The sequence below is a fragment of the Sediminibacillus massiliensis genome (assembly GCF_900156915.1).
Taxonomy (GTDB): Bacteria; Bacillota; Bacilli; order Bacillales; family Amphibacillaceae; genus Sediminibacillus_A; species Sediminibacillus_A massiliensis.
In genome coordinates this window covers 1,626,128-1,643,327 of sequence record NZ_LT732535.1, presented here as the reverse complement: position 1 = coordinate 1,643,327, position 17,200 = coordinate 1,626,128, and the positions used below count along the sequence as shown (strand labels likewise).

Genomic DNA, 17,200 nt, shown 5'->3' with positions numbered 1-17,200 from the left:
TATAAAGATGGATGATGGGATAATAAGTCAGTAATTTAAAAGAAATCGTTAACAAAATCAAAGAAAGATAGGATGGAATGCTGTGTTGTTCAAAAGAATGTTGACTTCCGCGAAGCATCGGATAGTTCTCGTTTGGAAAATTCCTTCTTTTCCCATTCTCCTTCTGTTGAATTTTATGTTTGGTCTGTCAATGTCCCTGTTTATTCCCTTTTCCTCCATATTTGGGATTGATGTAGTAGGAATGAGTAATATGGCATACGGTGTATTTATGACCGTAATGGCGATAGGCGGGGTTGTGATCAGTACATATATAGGAAAACTTTCTGACAGGAGTATAAGCAGAAAGCTGTTGCTGATTGTAACGTCATTAGCCGCAATACTGGGCTACATTGGGTTTGCTTATATCCGAGACTATTATGTCTTGTCCTTTGTTGCCTTCTTTCTCCTTGGCATGGCGTCTGCCACCATGCCGCAGCTATGGGCACATGCCAGAGAGGTACTCGAGGAGTCTGAGGTGCCAAAGAAGGAAGTTCCATATGTAATGAATGTGTTTCGGATGTTTTCCGCTCTAGCTTGGACTGTAGGACCGGCATTTGCTGGATGGGTTTTGGTTTTCGTCGATTTTGAAGGCCTGTTTTTAATGGTAGCGCTTGGATTCTTTTTATCCATCATTGCGATTGTATTCTTTTTAAAAGATGAGCCGAAAAAACAAGATATGAGCGGCAGACAAGTTGCACTTGGAAGGTTTATATTTAAACCATTTATCTTTGCCAATATAGTCGCTATGTTTCTGCTTCATGCGGCCACAACCATCAATATGCAGAACATACCACAGTTTGTCACCAAAACGCTTGGCGGCACGGAAGCTCATGTCGGCGTCATTTTCAGTGTGCCGCCAGTGTTCGAGGTACCTTTGATGATCATGTTCGGTATCATGGCAACGAAATGGGATCTAGGAAGGTTGATCCGGTTAGGCTTTTTGTTCTCCTTTCTTTATTTTTTACTGATGTGGAATGTCTCAGCACCATGGCAAATATATCCCTTGCAGATCCTTAGTGCAGCTAATGTTGCGATAACTGCAGGGTTGGCAGTTACTTATTTTCAAAATTTCATTCCTCAAGAACAAGGGACGGCTACCACCTTATATATGAATGCACAGAAAATAGGCTCTACTGCCGGATTTTTGTTGTTTGGGTACTTTTCTTCTCTTCTAAGCTATGAAAATGTGTTTACCATTTGTATCATTTTTACAGGGGTTGGATTGTTTATTCTATTAATTGCTGGGAAAGAAAGAAGAAGAGGCAGATTGTTAAAAGATATCAAAATATGAATATATCTAATGGAGAAAACGTCTGGGTATGACTGACCAGACGTTTTTTTCTGTTGGTAGAAACTGAAATAGAATAATGCGTCATTATGTCGTTTTTTAAAAGTCTTGCCAAACAACCTCATTAAGGTCTATAATCTTTCGTGTACATTTAATGTCTATAATGGATAATGAAAGTCCAAAAAGGAGTCTTGAAGCAATGAAAATAAAAAGCGGAGTGGAGCAGGCGGCTGGTATTTTGGCAATGCTCGCTACCCAGGAGAAAGATATTCCTGTGAAGAGTGATGTGGTAAGTGAACGACTGCGTGTATCACCAACCTATTTAAAGAAAGTAATGAGGAAACTTGTTGTCAATGGGTTAATTACTTCTGTTTCTGGCAACCAAGGAGGTTTCACCTTGGCAAAGCTGCCTTCCGAAATCACAGCCAAGGATTTATTTCTTGCGATTGAAGGTGAGCAGCACTTCTATGAAGCGACTGGATTGATGGAAACAGTGTTTCCTGAGTCAGAAGTGGCTGGGAAGGGAGAGGCGATATTAAGCAACGTATTTTATGAAGCCCAGCTTACCTATTTAAATACGTTAAAGTCAGTGACTGTGGAAGACATCCTTTTTGAAACCACGGGCACCAAAAATTTCAGTCTGATCAATTGGAATGAAAAACCGACGAAGAAACATATCCAGGCTATTCACCATATCATCGCTTCGGAGGATGGCAGACTATGAGAATGCTGAAAGCCGAGTGGAAAACCCTTTTCCAAAACCGAAAATTGCTGATCGTGGTGATCGGTCTGTTATTTATTCCGATGATTTATGCGAGTATCTTCTTAAAAGCCAGCTGGAATCCATTCGGGAATACAGAAAATATTCCAGTAGCGGTCGTTAACGAAGATGCAGCTGCAGAGTATAATGGCGAAACATTGAAGATTGGCGATGAACTAATAGAAAAATTACAAGAAGATGAAAGCCTGGGCTGGGAATTCACGGACAGGAAAACAGCCATGGACGGAGTCGAAAATGGAGAATACTATATGTCCATTATCATTCCGGAAAACTTTTCAGCATATGCTGCAACTGTTTTCGAGGATGAACCCAAACAAATGGATTTGGAATACTACACAAACGCAGGCAGAAGTTTCATGGTGAAAAGAATCAGCGAGTCTGCTGCAGAGCACCTGGACAGAGAAATTGCGGAAACCGTAACAAAGCAATATGCCCAAGCCATGCTTGGCCAATTACAGGATTTAAATGAAGGGATGCACGAGGCAGCTGACGGTGCAGCTGATTTGGAATCAGGTAATGAACAATTGGAAGATAATCTCGTCAAACTTTCAGAGAGCACGGTTACGTTCAAAAACGGACTTGGAACTGCGGAAGAGGGAAGCGATGAGATTGCCGTGCACATTGCTTCGGCGGCCTCGGGCGCGGAAGAGCTGTCAGATGGTCTGGCTAAATATACAGATGGTGTAAACGAATTGCATAATGGACTTGTAAAGTACACGGAAGGGACGGAAAAGCTTCATACAGGGATAGTAAAATACACGAATAATGTTTCTGCTCTTGATGACGGTCTTCATCAATACTCCGTTGGTATGTCGACTTTGACTGAAGGTTTGAAAAATTATGCTTCAGGACTGGAAGATTATCAATCCGGTGTGGAAGAATACACGAGCGGAGTGGCCCGGTTAGACACTGGTCTGACTCAACAATTGCAGGGTGCAGAATTACTTTCAGAGAATAATGAGGAACTTGTTGAAGGGAGCAGCCAACTCTCTGAAGCATTGTCAGACCAAGTGGCACCAGGAATCGATCAAGTGGAGAATGGTGCTAAAACGTTGGCTGGCAAGGGAGAAGAACTGAATCAAGGTATCAGTACCCTATATGAAGGAAGTAAAGAATTAAAAGAGAAAGTAGATGTGCTTGCCCAATCACTGAAAGGTTCATCCGAACAGGCCGATGAACTTGTGCAGGGGTTATATAAGCTGAAAGAACAGTTAGCACAAAATCAGCCGCAAAGTCAGAGTGAAGTAAATACCACTGAGATGAATGAAGCGCTGGCTGCAGTTACAGACAATATTGATAAAGCTACACAACAATTGAAACAGCAAAAACAAACAAATGACACCCAACTAATCGAAACAGTGTCCAATATGGATAACTTAGATGAGGAACAAAAACAGGCAGTTATAAATGAGCTGAAAGTTGTGCAGTCAGAGCAGTCAGTGACTTTGAATACAGAGCAGTTAACAGGGAGTGTGGAAAAGCTTTCTTCGGCTATACAATCTTCTGAAAAGATCGGTACAAGCTCCAATTCCGAGGAATCAGTAGTCAGTATAGGTGGACTAATTAATGGTGCACAGCAACTTCGAGACGGAAATAAGCTTCTGGAATCATCCATTGTTGGTCAGGAAGCCGGTACATTACAAGGAAGTATTTCAGAGTTTTCTTCAAATCTGGGGTCATTGTATGACAGCAGCGCCCAATTTGGTGATGGCCTTCAATCACTCGCTGAAAATACTACCATGATAAAGTCTGGAATCGATGAGATTGACCAAGGTGCCCAGGTATTGAACGAAGGAATCGAACTATACACTGGTGGAGTTAATCAGCTTCGCGATGGAGCAGCACAGCTTGAATCCGGTGCATCTAAATTGAATGAACAATCCAGCAGGCTTCTTCATGGTTCGGAAGATTTAATGGATGGCAGCGAAGAATTAACGAATGGTTCGGAGCGATTGGCTGGTCAGTCCGGAACTCTTACCGAAGGAAGCGATAAACTGGTCCGGGCAGGTGAGGACTTGTCTTCCGGGTCTGCTGAACTTGATGAAAGTGGAGAAACTCTTGCCTCTGGATCAGAATCCTTGAGCCAAAACAGCCAAAGTCTGAATAAGGGAGCAGATGAGTTGTCCGGTGGCATGTCCCAGTTACAAGGAGGGGCCGAATCCCTTCATAGTGGATTGGAGGAGTTAGAAGGGGGATCTCAAGAGTTAAATGATGGTGCCCACCAACTAAATGAAGGGTCTAATGAATTGCTTACCGGGACTTCCGAACTTGCCAAAAGATTGAGAGAAGGTTCAGAAGCCTTGAATGGCGTTCAATCCGAAAATGACAATGCGGATATGTTCTCATCACCGACCCATTTAGAGAATCATGAAGTCTCCAATTCACCAAATTATGGATACGGAATGGCACCTTATATGATGTCGGTCGCTTTATTCCTTGGGGCAATTGTAGTCTGTTTGTTGTTCCCGGTAGGAGTGCCAAGTTCAGAACCGACAGGAGGCTTCGCCTGGTGGTTCAGTAAGTTCTCCGTATTATTGTTTGTATCAATTTTGCAGGCAGTAATTATGACGTCGATCCTGCTATGGATAGGACTTGACCCTTTCAGTGCTCCTGAGTTGTTCTTAGTAGCTATCGTCACTTCTATGGCGTTCATGGCTCTTGTCCAATTTTTTGCAGTTGTATTCGGCAACCCGGGAAGATTTATCGTCCTCATTATGATGGTTATGCAGTTAAGCGCAGCGGGAGGAGCTTTCCCGGTAGAATTATTGAGTGGCTTTTTCCAACAAGTGAATCCTTTTCTGCCGATGACTTACTCGATTGATGTATTCCGGCAAGTTATTTCACTGAATGGATCTGCTGTTCCAGATTTAATGATCTTGGCAGGTATATTCCTTTTCTTCCATCTCGGTACATTGGTGTTTTTTGCGGTAAAAGCGAAGAAAAGACAAAACTTTACAGAACAAGAAGCATAACAAAAAGGCCGGTCAGTTGACCCGGCTTTTTTGTTATGTCATTGCCATCTCCCACAAAATGACTCCCTCCCAGAAGGAGGCGACATACGAATATGGTAGGATAGAAGACTATACTTCCATTCAAAAGTCTTTTTTAAATGCTTTATCAACTCATTAGGATTCATAATTGAGACAAACTGCGACATAGTGAAAATTTTATTTCTTGTTGTTCTGATGATTGTTGTGTGCATGGCCTCGCTACGGTAGAACATTTCGCTTTCCGCGGGCACGGCCTCAGCCAGGGGACCACTTGAATAAGCTTCCCTCCTCCCTTTGGGACTGCGATTACTCGTCCCACCGAAAACCATGGGTCGAGAAATTTGCTGCGAAGCTTAACTAGAAGACGCAGACCCATCACTCGGGATGTTCAGACTCGTGGGACTGCTATTACTCGCCCCATCGAAAACCTTTGCTGTTCCCACAGGAGTCTGCGTGTTCTGCCTTCGCTGTTAGGGATTTTATGAATTTTAATGTTAGGAATACCTCATGTTAGACATACTTTAGAACAACTTCTCACTTGATCAGAAAACTAATGAAGCGGAGGAAAAATGCGAGACTCCTGTGGGAAAGGAACAGTCTGAAGATCCCGCAGGGGCGGGCTTTGCACCGAGGAAGCTGAAGCGTTCCCCACGGAAAGCGAGTGTTTTTCCGCAGCGTTGGACTACATTCAATTTGGGAAGGATGATAGGAAGCCACACTCCAATATGGCGTAGTTTATCTATTTTGTGTCGTTACTATTGCAGGCAAATGGTGACATTTTCTATTGCAATGTCCATCTCAAGACTGTTCTTTCTTTCGGCAAATTATGATAAGTTTAAAAAGAGAGAAATTTCTATAAAGTGGGGGTTGTCAATTTGAATAAGAAAAGCAGCTTTATCATTCCTGGTGGATTGTTCATTGGCCTGGGTATCGGGATGGCACTGGACAATCCAGGTGTAGGTATATTCATCGGCCTGGGTGCTGGGTTCATACTAACATTTATTTACTCATTAATGGAAGATAGAAAAAAACAAGAGTTATGATTGAGAGTAAAATGTATCAGTTCAATATGGCGGTTGAAAATAGTTATCCATCAATCACTACTTCCGAATATTAAGTTGGGCACACCATTCTATCCCATTTTTTTACTTTGGGTAAAAGCAGAGCAGTAACGCCTGGCTTTTAAAGTACGTATTATATAAAATGATTGGAAAGACGTCCCAGTTAAAAAAATACATATTTATTATCTATTTAAGTATTAATGACAGTGTTGCCGTGTATTTGCCGTGGAAGCACAGGAATTCATTGCATATAAAGTTGATGCCTCGATGTTTGCGAGAATCAGTTTAGTGGCATTGACTACATTTTGGTATGTTCGGGGTATGTATTTCACGGTACTTATCTTCCGACACATGGTACTTAGTTGATAACAACTTTTCTGTAAATTCCGATAAACCATTGCATTCAGCATATCTAGTAGAGGACTCTGAAATGACGGCAGATGAGGAAGCTAAGTAAGGACGTCTGTATAGTGGCTGTTTATTCTTTATATTACCAGGAATAGATATCTTTTTTGTTAAAATGTATCTTATCATTTACTTTCATTTTCTGTACTTTGTTAATTACCTTGTCAAGCTTTTGAGAGATAGTCAATACTCGATTGCCAGTAGGATCTTCTGCATAGGCATCGTACATTTGCAGCCTCAACTCTTCAATTTCCGTTTTAAAATATTCGACAGTTTCCATTTTTGTCCCTCCCAAAACGAGTTTTTCAGTCACATTTACCAATTTAACATAATTTACATCTGCTTAATATTACAATTTTGTAAAATTTTCATGAAGAAGATTAGGAATCCAATAAAAGAAGCCGTTCCGCATCAATTAGCGGAACGGCTTCTTTTGAAAAATGTTAAAACTCATGTTTGGCAAGAACTGTTGCTATCCTGTCTTCCACGTCTCTGATTCCTCCACTTGATCCAAGATAGTTATTAATCATCACGGAGAAAATGAATTTTTCGCCATGCTGGGAGTGAACGTATCCTGACAGGGCAGAAACACTTGTTAGCGAGCCGGTTTTAGCAAGGACATTCCCTTTTACTGGATCTTCTTTCATCCGGGAACGTAATGTGCCTCCTGTAAACCTCTCCGATTCTCCAGCTACCGGCAGGGAATATTCGAATGCCGGGTACCACTCTTTTTGCTGAACTGCAAACAATAATTGAGAGAGGTCATTGGCGGGAATATAATTTTTGTGTGACATGCCTGAACCGTCACGGAGTAAAATGGTGTCTGGATTAACCCCTAAATCGGTCATTGTGTCTTCAATTACTTCAATTCCTTTATCCCAGCTTCCTTCCCCATGGACTACCTTTCCCATCTCTTTTGTTAATACTTCGCCATGTCCGTTATTGCTTAATTTCATAAATGGGACAAGCAATTCTTCTAATGTCATTGAATGTTTAGATGTCAGCAATTTTGCTTTTTCCGGAGTCGAAGCGGTGATTGTATCTGATTGGCCGATAAACTTAATTCCTTCGTCCTCCAGTGACTTTTTAAAGACATCTACCGCATAACCCGTAGGTTCCCAGACAGTAGACCATGACTTGGATGCTGAACCGTCGATAGGCATTGTACCTTCGATAACGATATTGTTGCTTCCATGTTCTCTTTCAATCGATATGTCTTTTGACTGGTCTGCTGCAACCATCTTTGATTTGTTAACAATCGTTATGTATTCGTTCTCGGGTGTCATTCGCACCTGGGCGGGTTCGCCTTCTTTGTCAGCAGGAAGGACTTCTACAATGACAGTTCCTGCATCATAATCGGTATCAGGAGAAAGTGTCAATGCAGATACTTGGGCGCCAGTATAGTAAGGTTCATCAGACCAATTTAAATCTAAAGATAAACGTACATCATCATACCAAGTGTCGTCACCGATTAAATCCCCTTTGATTTTTTTTATGCCTTGCTTTTTTAAATCCTCTGCAAACTGATCCAAATCCTTCTCAAGTAATGTCGGATCTCCTTTTCCTTTTAGATAGAGATTTCCATGCAGAACTTTCCCTTTTTGATTTCCGTCCGTCAAAACCTCTGTTGAAAACCGATACTCTTTACCTAAGGTTTCCAGAGCCGCAGTACTAGTCAAGAGCTTCATATTGGAAGCGGGGTGGAGTCTGGTATCTCCATTCTTATCGTACAAAACCTCACCTGTAACCGCATCCCTGACGCTAACTCCTGCAATACTTCCATCCAGTTGCTCTATGCTCAAAATTTCGTTGATTTGTGCCGACAAATCGGCTTTTTGGTTAACACTCTCCGCTGTTAATTCATCTGAAGCATTGAGAGATACTTGCTGTATTTGTTCTGTAAGTGGTAGAAAAGCAAGAACTGTAATGATAAAAACAAGCAGAAAGGTCTTTCTAAAATTTTTCAAAGTTTCACATCCTCCATCCATAAATTATTTGAATATTTAAATAATACATGAAACTTTGCGCTGATGGGTGTTTATTATGGAAATTAATGCCACGTACCTAAAGGAAAATGAATCTTTTCCTTTAGTATGGTGTCTTTATTCCTATGTTTGATTCCAAGATTTATACTAATTGCGATTTGATACAATGTAAACCATTTATAACAATATGTTAAATAAGGTTGACATTATGTAAGGTTTGTTTTACATTATACTTGTATTTAATACGAAGGGACTGTTTTTATGTTACATAATCGTGTGAGAGAGTTGAGGGCACGCGACCAATTATCACAAACAGACCTTGGAAAGCGTATTGGAGTGACCAGGCAGACAATCGGACTCATAGAAAAAGGGGATTATCAACCATCGATCACACTAGGATTGAAAATCTCCCAAACTTTTGGACTGCCATTGGAAGAGGTCTTCTGGCTCGAGGATGAATAGAAAGGATGAGGAGATGAGATTGGAAAGATTTTTGAAGTCACCATTTATTTCAGTGATTATATTGGCTTTGCTTGGGGTATTGCTGGTTAGTTTTCATGAAGGGTGGCTCGATAACGGCAACTGGGTGTTGTTTCCCCTGCTTTTGTTTATAGCTGGTTACTATGCGTTGATGAAGCATCACAACAAGAGGAATCCCGAGAAGAGAATAAAATTACACACTTATATTCCATATGAATTGAGAGAAGAAGATGAAGGAATGCAGTGGGTGACTTTCAAGGCTTGCAGAAAGGTTTACATTTTTTATTGTTTTGCTATTCCTGTCGGGATGGTTCTGGCAATAAGCCTTCAGGACATCATTCCATACTTCCCGATCTGGCTGCTTTTATCGATTGGAGCTTTGCAATATTTCATCTACTGGTCTGAAATTCGTAAGCTGGAGCTTGAGGGGGACGGATGAGCATGTTTTTGACATATCTGATCATTTTTTTACTGGCAGCAACTCCTTTTTTTGAGATAATGGCAATCATTCCAATCGCTATTGTGGGAGGATTACCGGCTGTTCCGGTGATGGTATTTGCTTTTCTTGGAAACTATTTAACTATCAGCCTGCTGATTCTGTTTGTAGATAAGATCAGAAAATGGAGAACTGGGAAAAAGGATGGCGGTAACCGTGAATCGAAAAGAAGCAAAAGGGCAAAAACGATATGGAACAAATACGGATTGCCAGGTTTGACATTGATTGGTCCATTCTTTGTCGGGAGTCATTTATCTGTATTGCTGGCACTCACTTTCGGTGGTTCGAAAAGAAGGACCTTTGTTTGGATTTCGGTGAGCTTGGTATTTTGGACACTTGTCTTAGGGATTGCTTCTGTATATGGAGTAGACTTTTTCATAGGTGACTTAGAAGATAGTGGGTTTTTGACAGACCTTCTCGAAAAGTAATATAAAGCGGGGACAGCTAGTTTAGCGTTCCCGCTTTTATAAAAAAATTTACTTTTTTAGAACTTTAATGGATTCAGCAAGTTTCTGCGCAAACTCTTCCGGCTTTTCCACGGATTGTACATGTAAATACTTTATGCTCGGTTCCGCGAATAACCAGTGATTGTGAAGGGCTGTCACCGTCAGATCATTTTTGCCGAGGGTCCGCGTGAATTCGGGTATTTCTTCTGGAAGAACGACAATTTCAGCATGATTTAAAGCGGTGCCGTCATCTTCAAGAGACTCAAAGTGAATTTCCATACTTAATTCACTTTTAAATGGCCTTCCTTGAACAGTTACATCCAAATCTCTCTCAATTTCAACTTCGCACATTCCGTTTTCGACTTCCGGCTCGGCATTTAGAATGTCCCCAAAATTTTTTGCCAATTCATTGATATTAGTGCTCATCTTGTTACACTCCTTTTAATCTGATATTAGTGCTTTTGCCTTTCTCATGAAAACTGAAACATCCAACCATTGCCTTTTTGGAGTATGATATGATGGAACAAACAGGAAATAAGAGAAGGAGTTATGTTTTATGGATAAACAAAAAGTACATCCGTTTCTTATGTTCTCAGGCACGGCAGAGGAAGCAATGGAGCATTATGTAGAGGCTTTTAATGATGCGGAAGTCATCTATATATCAAAGTATGGACCAGATGAAGCAGGGGTTGAGGGATCCGTGATGCAGGCTGCCTTTACGGTTAAAGGGCAGGAAATAATGTGCATAGACAGCAGCGTCGGACATGAATTCGGTTTTACTCCCGGGATTTCTTTATTTGTCACTTGCGACACAGAAGATGAGATCGACTGGGCATTTGAAAAACTCTCAGTGGATGGCATCGTCTTAATGCCTTTGGCTGAATATCCTTTCAGTAGAAAATTTGGCTGGGTCCAGGATAAGTTCGGGGTGACTTGGCAGCTTAATCTAGTTGAACTGACTTAAGAGAATCTAAGCAAAACCTTGGTGAAAAGCAGTTCTTCCAGCTGTATAAAGTTTTCGTATGGGTGAAATCAGAAGTTTTCCCCATAAAACGGTGAGCGGAAGCTTAAACATTGAACGTGAAGAGTTAAATATGGAGCTGGGGCGAGCTCACAAATCAGGCATTATCCTCCTTTCCTTCAACAGTAATCGACGGTTCACTTCCGTGGTCATTGTTATTTGGAGATTAAATATTCTTCCTTCATTAGGGCAAACTACCGTCAGCTTTAACTTAAAAGGAGGAATAGCATGTTTTACCATGTGAAGGAATTGCAATACAATGCCAAGCCGGATCGTCCGGACCCAGTCTACGCCAAAAAGCTGCAGGAAATCTTGGGGGGACAGTTCGGCGAAATCACTGTTATGATGCAATATCTATTTCAGGGATGGAACTGCAGAGCTGATATGAAATACCGTGATATGCTGCTTGATATTGGAACGGAGGAAATTGCTCATGTCGAAATGATTTCCACTATGATCGCTCAGCTGTTGGATAATGCTCCGGTAAGAGATCAAATGAATGCAGCAGAAAATCCAGTCTTGAATTCAGCGATGGGCGGGAATGCGGATCTCCAGGATCAAATTATCCAGACCGTTTTGAGTGGGATGAACCCCCAGCATGGGATTGTATCAGGACTTGGTGCACAAGCAGTTGACAGCGTCGGCTACCCATGGAATTCCCGATACACGATTGCCAGTGGAAACCTTCTTGCTGATTTCAGGGCCAACCTTAATGCTGAATCACAGGGAAGACTGCAAGTTGCCCGCTTATATGAAATGACAACTGATAATGGTGTACGCGACATGTTGTCCTTCTTGATTGCGCGAGATACGATGCATCAAAATCAATGGATGGCTGCCATTGAAGATATCGAACAGACTCAAAAGCCGGTTGTTCCAAGTACTTTCCCGCAAGATTTAGAAAAACAGGAAGTCTCCTATACGTTCATGAATTTTTCAGAAGGAACAGAAAGCCATGGCGGTCGGTGGGCCAGCGGAAAAAGTATTGATGGTCAAGGTCAGTTTGAATATCAGGAAAAACCGGAACCAATGGGGCAAAAACCAAAACTTATGCCAGCACCATCCTATATACACGGGACACCTCCACAAAATAACATGTAACCCATCCCTCCATGCCATGGTATGGAGGGATTTTTCATTCCTGGGCCATGTGGAAGAAATGCTGCGTATAGCGTAGCATTCACAGCATATTTGTTAGAATATATTGTAGACGTTCTCGCATTCTTCCGCAGTAGGTTCATAGAAGCAGTGCTGTTTATACCGACCAACCAATGGCTGGTCATACCATGTTGGCGGGCATTCCCCCTCTGGACGGAAATACCAGAGAGAAAACTTTGCCGGCCACAGTCTTTCTCCTTGAACCGCGCGGCGCGCCAGTCTTTTTTCACTTTCTCTTGCCCTTTGATAAAAATATCCTTTTTGAACAGCTTCGAAGGCATGTTCTTGATAAATCATGTCCCGAATCGTTCTCAGTCCCACGAAGTCAGAGCAGTTTGCCCTAATTCGATTAATGCCTACATTGCCGACCATCAACATCCCTTGTTTGCCTTCACTCTCTGCTTCTGCACGCATCAACCTTGCCAATAAACTAATATCTGCATCGGTTGCCTTAACAACTGCCATTATTCCACCCCCAAACTCTCTATCCATTAATATATGCTTGATTGGTAAAACGGCCACCTGGCCTAATGGGTGTGGTGTTAGTTTGGTTACTTCATATATAATAGAATGGGAATATTATTTGCCTGGCCAACAGATTGGCGAAGCATACATACAGTTAGGAGTGAAAGAATGGAGCCGTTTATACAGACTCATCAATATAATTTCATAAAAGAACAGGTGCAGTACCTAGTGAACGGACATGCTTCTGTAAATGACTTTGATGTATTGAAGACCCTCGAGTCCTTGGCGATAGAAAAAGTGACCAGCCAGTTCGATGGATTGCAAGAAGAGCAAAAAGAAGTTTTGAACGGAATTACAAACATACAGGATAAAGAAGATGCTGTCTTGTTCTTGGCGCGGATCAAGTCCCATGTCATTCCATTTCCAGACATCTCAGAAAACACTATTCATAAGTTGTTTCCTAAGACAAAAAAATTGAAAACCCCACGTTTGGAAAACATAGATTTTAAAGAGACAACCTATCTAAGCTGGATTGATAAAGGATCAAGCAAGAAATTCATCGTAGCCCCTCATTTTGGAACCTTGATTGGTGTGAAAGGTTCTTTCACAAATTCGAATCAAAAAGGCATTTGTACACTATGTAACGGAAATGAAGAGGTAGGGTTGTTTGTTTCAGAAGAAAAAGGGACAGGTAATGGAACCTATGTAAAAAGAGGAAGCCATATATGCAGAAACAGCGAAACGTGCAATCAAAATATCACCAATTTGAAAAAGATGGACGAATTTCTCAATCGTATAAAATAGGGAGGATGAGAAACCGATCTTCTAATAAGAGGATTGGTTTCTTCTTCATTAATAGAGGGGTGGAACAACAATGGAATACCTTGAAATTTTGGATCAGTCAGGCAAAAAAATAGGAACTGCCGATCGAGATACAGTACACAGGGAAGGCTATTGGCATGAAACATTTCATTGCTGGTTTGTCAGCAGGGAAAATGGGATTGATTACATATACTTACAAAAGAGAAGCCATCTTAAAAAAGACTTTCCGGATTTATTTGATATCACTGCTGCAGGGCATATCCTTGCTGAAGAAACTATTCAAGACGGCGTTAGAGAAATAAAGGAAGAACTGGGAATAGATGTTCCAATAGAGCATCTGACTGATCTGGGAGTCGTGGAAGACATTATTAGCAGCAATGGGTTTATAGACAAAGAACGAGCACATGTGTTTTTGTACTGGATGGAAGGTAAAATGGATAGCTTTCTTCTGCAAAAAGAAGAAGTGGCGGGAATTTCCCAGACTCCATTTATCGATTTCTTTCATCTTTGTTTTAAGAAAAAAGAGAAGATAACTTTGGAGGGATTTGACATCACCGAACTTGGCGAACAGAATTTTTTTGCAAAGGAAATTAGCATAAAGGACATCGTGCCGCATCAGAGTTCCTATTTCAATCGAGTTGCTCTGTTGATCGAAAAGGAGCTTAAACAGAAATAGAGAGTCTGCCTAAGGTTCAGACAGACTCTCTTTCAATCAGTGTGACGTCAATTTCTTTGCGGGTTATTGCTTTGTTAACCGCTTGACGCAGCAAATTTATACCCATTTCTACCAGCGGGATTTCAACCGTCGTAATATTCATCATTTGGGCAATCGGCTCGTTATTGAAACCGACTAGAGCGAGATTCTCCGGAATGGCTATCCCTTCATTTTTGGAGCAAGCCGCTATTCCTGCCGCCACCTGATCACTTGTCACCAGAAGTGCGGTTGGAGGCTCTTGGAGTTGTTTCATTTTGTTTATGACTTCCGAACCATCCTCAAAGTGCAAACATTGGTCAAAAACGTATTCAGGGCGGTAGCATAGCTGGCGCTCTTTTAAAAAATGGCGATATGCCTTGTGCCGGTCTTTACTGTTTGTTCCCGAACGGCGGCCGATACAGTACCCGATTTTCCTGTGGCCTTTTTGGAATAAATAGTTGAGTGCATCACTAAAACTCTTATAGTGATCTATATAAGTCGATGAAACTTGATCGCCGATTGTTTTTTCACAAAGGACAATAGGACCTGAGGTAAGATAATCTTCTACCACTTTCCAATCACAGATTCTAGAACAGATGATCAGTGAATCGATTTGTTTCTGTTTCAGCATTTCCAATGCTTCCAATTCTCTTGTTTCTTCATAATTGGTTTGAAACAGTACAAGTTTATAATTGTTCTTTAGCGATTCGTTGGCGATTCCTTTTAACAATAGACCAAAATATGGGTGGTCGGAAAAGGGCACCGCTACTCCGATAAGGTTTGTCCGCCCTTTGCTTAAATGGACTGCGTTGATATTTTTATGATAATTGCTTTCTTTGATTGCTCTTGATACGGCATCCTTTTTCTCCTGGCTCACGTATGGGTGATTGTTCAGGACGCGGGACACAGTCGTTACCGAAACACCGGCAATTTTAGCCAAATCCCTTATATTTGTCATACTATCACCTTTCTTGACTGCTTACCAATCGTGCAGGTGTCAAAACTACTTATATAAGATTCATCATACCATTTCCTCTCACATCCATCATGCAAAGAGTCATTAACCACCCAGAAAAACCTTGCTATCCCTTTCTTTTTATAATAATTTTTGCTTCACAGCAGAGGCAAACTGCGACATAGTGAAAATTCACCTTAGAGAAACTTTCTGTAATCCTTTACAGGTTAAGTGCTAACCCGACGCTACGGAAAGCGAGTATTTTTCCGCAGCGCTGGACTACCACTCAATCCGAAAAGAATGGAAGGAAGTCACAAAAAAGTTATGTCGTAGTTTATGGATATTGTGGCTATACAGGTTTATGTAAATCTTAAACGAGAAAGGATTCTTGGTCACTATAGCTTTATACAATTGATGCTTCACAAGTGGAATCTACTTATGCTAATATAGAAAAACTGCGAAAGAGACGTTGAAACAACATATTAGTTTTCGAGATTTTGTAGTATATTAATGGAGATTCGATATTTTGGATGCACAGATAAGGGGATACATATGAATATTTTTTCGAAGCTTATCAAAGAAGTTACCCATTTGTCCACAATTCGTTTAATCGTGCTGTTTTATTTCATAGCTGTGATGTTTTCGATGAGCCTGCTTGGCATCCCTTTTTTCCACAACCCGGGCCATGACATGTCTTTCATCGATTTGTTATTCACAGCCGTTAGTGCAATCAGTGTGACCGGGCTTACTGTCGTGTCGACTCCAGATACATTTAATTTCTTTGGAAAGATCGCATTGACATTTGTACTTCAGTTCGGTGGGATCGGCATTATGACGTTAGGTACTTTTATTTGGATAGTCCTTGGCAAAAAAGTTGGGATAAGGGGAAGGCAGCTGATTCAAATTGATCAGAACCGATCAACTTTATCGGGCCTTGTCCGGTTGATGCTGCAAATTTTGAAAATCATTCTCCTGATAGAGCTAGTTGGTACTGTGATTCTGACAGTCCATTTCTTGAATTATTACGATACATGGCAGGAAGCCCTGTTACAGGGGTACTTCGGAGCGGTCAGTGCGACGACCAATGCCGGTTTTGATATAACGGGGGCATCGCTTGTGCCGTTTGCTGATGATTACTTTGTCCAGTTTGTCAATATCACCCTGTTGACTCTCGGGGCAATCGGCTTTCCTGTTTTGATTGAAGTACAGGAATTACTGAGTGGCAAGAAGCGGAATTTAAATCACAAATATACATTTTCGCTGTTTACAAAATTGACCACCATCACTTTCTTTGCACTAATTCTAGCGGGGTGGCTGTTGATTTTGCTTATGGAACAAAATGGCTTTTTAGCCGATAAAACATGGCATGAACAGATTTTTTACAGTCTGTTTCAATCTGTTACGACCAGGAACGGAGGCCTTGCTACGATGGATGTAAATGAGTTCTCTACTCCGACTTTAATCGTTATCTGTATATTAATGTTTATTGGTGCCTCACCAAGTAGTGTGGGAGGCGGAATCAGAACGACCACTTTTGCGATCATGTTAATGACCATCTACAATTTTGCTAAAGGCAACACAAGCATAAAAGTGTTTGACAGAGAGTTGGATCAACAGGACGTTTTACGGTCGTTTATTGTTATCACTACTGCTTCCATGCTTTGTATGACGGCTATCATATTTCTAAGTTATGTAGAGCCATTTCCCATAATGGAAATTACATTTGAGGTGTGTTCCGCATTCGGTACCACCGGGCTTTCGATGGGGATAACACCGGAGTTGAGTACATTAGGTAAATCCGTCATTATCTTTCTGATGTTTGTAGGAAGGATAGGGATTTTTTCTTTCCTCTTCTTAATGAGGGGAAGTGCAACGAAGGACCTCTATCATTATCCAAATGAAAAAGTGATTATCGGATGATGCAAAAACCTTTGTCTGTTTAACCACCAGGCAAAGGTTTTTTATAAATAATAAAAATTAGGTGTTAGAATAGGAACATTTTATTCAGTATTACGTAGTATTAAATAACCATATCATTGGACAACTTGGCAAAATATACATCTAGAAAATGTTGTATTGTTGCAATCGGATTTGTTTTGATATATCCTTCATTA

At 41.1% G+C, this 17,200-nt stretch carries 17 protein-coding genes; 12 read left to right on the top strand and 5 right to left on the bottom strand.

The annotated features are described in order from the left end of the window. Nucleotides 1-97: 97 nt before the first annotated feature. The 4 genes from CZ434_RS09055 (at nt 98) to CZ434_RS22120 (ending at nt 6,141) form a co-directional block, all read left to right on the top strand. Nucleotides 98-1,330, top strand: coding sequence for a sugar efflux transporter (locus tag CZ434_RS09055; protein WP_342745729.1), 1,233 nt, complete (start codon nt 98-100; stop codon nt 1,328-1,330). A gap of 196 nt (nt 1,331-1,526) precedes the next feature. Then, nucleotides 1,527-2,051, top strand: a complete 525-nt coding sequence (locus tag CZ434_RS09050) for an Rrf2 family transcriptional regulator (protein ID WP_179107222.1) — start codon at nt 1,527-1,529, stop codon at nt 2,049-2,051. Further along, on the top strand, nt 2,048-5,080 hold the full coding sequence (locus CZ434_RS09045; protein WP_077622833.1) for a YhgE/Pip domain-containing protein: 3,033 nt from the start codon (nt 2,048-2,050) through the stop codon (nt 5,078-5,080). Before CZ434_RS09050 ends, CZ434_RS09045 begins: the two co-directional genes overlap by 4 nt. An 893-nt stretch (nt 5,081-5,973) precedes the next feature. Then, entirely contained in the window at nt 5,974-6,141 is a 168-nt protein-coding gene (locus CZ434_RS22120) for a hypothetical protein (protein ID WP_179107133.1), read from the top strand. A 508-nt stretch (nt 6,142-6,649) separates the two neighbouring features. Here the strand turns inward: CZ434_RS22120 and CZ434_RS09040 are convergent. Beyond that, on the bottom strand, nt 6,650-6,844 hold the full coding sequence (locus tag CZ434_RS09040; protein WP_077622832.1) for an aspartyl-phosphate phosphatase Spo0E family protein: 195 nt from the start codon (nt 6,842-6,844) through the stop codon (nt 6,650-6,652). Nucleotides 6,845-7,007: 163 nt separating this feature from the next. Next, complete coding sequence (gene dacB / locus CZ434_RS09035) at nt 7,008-8,552, bottom strand: D-alanyl-D-alanine carboxypeptidase/D-alanyl-D-alanine endopeptidase (RefSeq protein WP_077622831.1); 1,545 nt, start codon at nt 8,550-8,552, stop codon at nt 7,008-7,010. Between the two features lie 258 nt (nt 8,553-8,810). Here dacB and CZ434_RS09030 point away from each other — a divergent pair, with 258 nt between their 5' ends. The 3 genes from CZ434_RS09030 to CZ434_RS09020 are packed head-to-tail and all read left to right on the top strand — an operon-like array spanning nt 8,811 to nt 9,953. Then, complete coding sequence (locus CZ434_RS09030) at nt 8,811-9,011, top strand: helix-turn-helix transcriptional regulator (RefSeq protein WP_077622830.1); 201 nt, start codon at nt 8,811-8,813, stop codon at nt 9,009-9,011. Between the two features lie 19 nt (nt 9,012-9,030). Beyond that, a complete protein-coding gene (locus CZ434_RS09025; protein ID WP_218668310.1) occupies nt 9,031-9,468 on the top strand; it encodes a hypothetical protein in 438 nt (145 codons plus the stop codon). Between the two features lie 2 nt (nt 9,469-9,470). After that, complete coding sequence (locus CZ434_RS09020; protein ID WP_077622828.1) at nt 9,471-9,953, top strand: small multi-drug export protein; 483 nt, start codon at nt 9,471-9,473, stop codon at nt 9,951-9,953. Between the two features lie 48 nt (nt 9,954-10,001). Here CZ434_RS09020 and CZ434_RS09015 read toward each other — a convergent pair whose 3' ends face one another. Next, entirely contained in the window at nt 10,002-10,397 is a 396-nt protein-coding gene (locus tag CZ434_RS09015; protein ID WP_077622827.1) for a DUF1259 domain-containing protein, read from the bottom strand. Nucleotides 10,398-10,527: 130 nt separating this feature from the next. On the opposite strand from CZ434_RS09015, the gene CZ434_RS09010 reads away from it, so the two are divergent. After that, nucleotides 10,528-10,935 (top strand): VOC family protein, encoded by a 408-nt coding sequence (locus tag CZ434_RS09010; protein ID WP_077622826.1) that lies wholly within the window; start codon nt 10,528-10,530, stop codon nt 10,933-10,935. A gap of 285 nt (nt 10,936-11,220) precedes the next feature. Continuing rightward, nucleotides 11,221-12,093: a manganese catalase family protein gene (locus CZ434_RS09005; protein ID WP_077622825.1), complete on the top strand. Its 873-nt coding sequence runs from the start codon at nt 11,221-11,223 to the stop codon at nt 12,091-12,093. 93 nt (nt 12,094-12,186) lie between these two features. On the opposite strand, the gene CZ434_RS09000 is transcribed toward CZ434_RS09005, so the two are convergent. After that, the gene (locus CZ434_RS09000; RefSeq protein WP_077622824.1) at nt 12,187-12,615 is read right to left on the bottom strand and encodes a cell wall hydrolase; all 429 of its coding nucleotides are present in this window, start codon (nt 12,613-12,615) and stop codon (nt 12,187-12,189) included. 168 nt (nt 12,616-12,783) lie between these two features. Between CZ434_RS09000 and CZ434_RS08995 the strand changes: the two genes are divergently transcribed. Then, the gene (locus CZ434_RS08995; RefSeq protein ID WP_077622823.1) at nt 12,784-13,419 is read left to right on the top strand and encodes a FusB/FusC family EF-G-binding protein; all 636 of its coding nucleotides are present in this window, start codon (nt 12,784-12,786) and stop codon (nt 13,417-13,419) included. Between the two features lie 70 nt (nt 13,420-13,489). After that, nucleotides 13,490-14,113, top strand: a complete 624-nt coding sequence (locus CZ434_RS08990; protein ID WP_077622822.1) for an NUDIX hydrolase — start codon at nt 13,490-13,492, stop codon at nt 14,111-14,113. Nucleotides 14,114-14,129: 16 nt separating this feature from the next. Here the strand turns inward: CZ434_RS08990 and CZ434_RS08985 are convergent, their stop codons facing one another. After that, complete coding sequence (locus tag CZ434_RS08985) at nt 14,130-15,089, bottom strand: LacI family DNA-binding transcriptional regulator (RefSeq protein WP_077622821.1); 960 nt, start codon at nt 15,087-15,089, stop codon at nt 14,130-14,132. 549 nt (nt 15,090-15,638) lie between these two features. On the opposite strand from CZ434_RS08985, the gene CZ434_RS08980 reads away from it, so the two are divergent. After that, nucleotides 15,639-17,006: a TrkH family potassium uptake protein gene (locus CZ434_RS08980; protein WP_077622820.1), complete on the top strand. Its 1,368-nt coding sequence runs from the start codon at nt 15,639-15,641 to the stop codon at nt 17,004-17,006. The last annotated feature ends 194 nt before the right edge of the window (nt 17,007-17,200 follow it).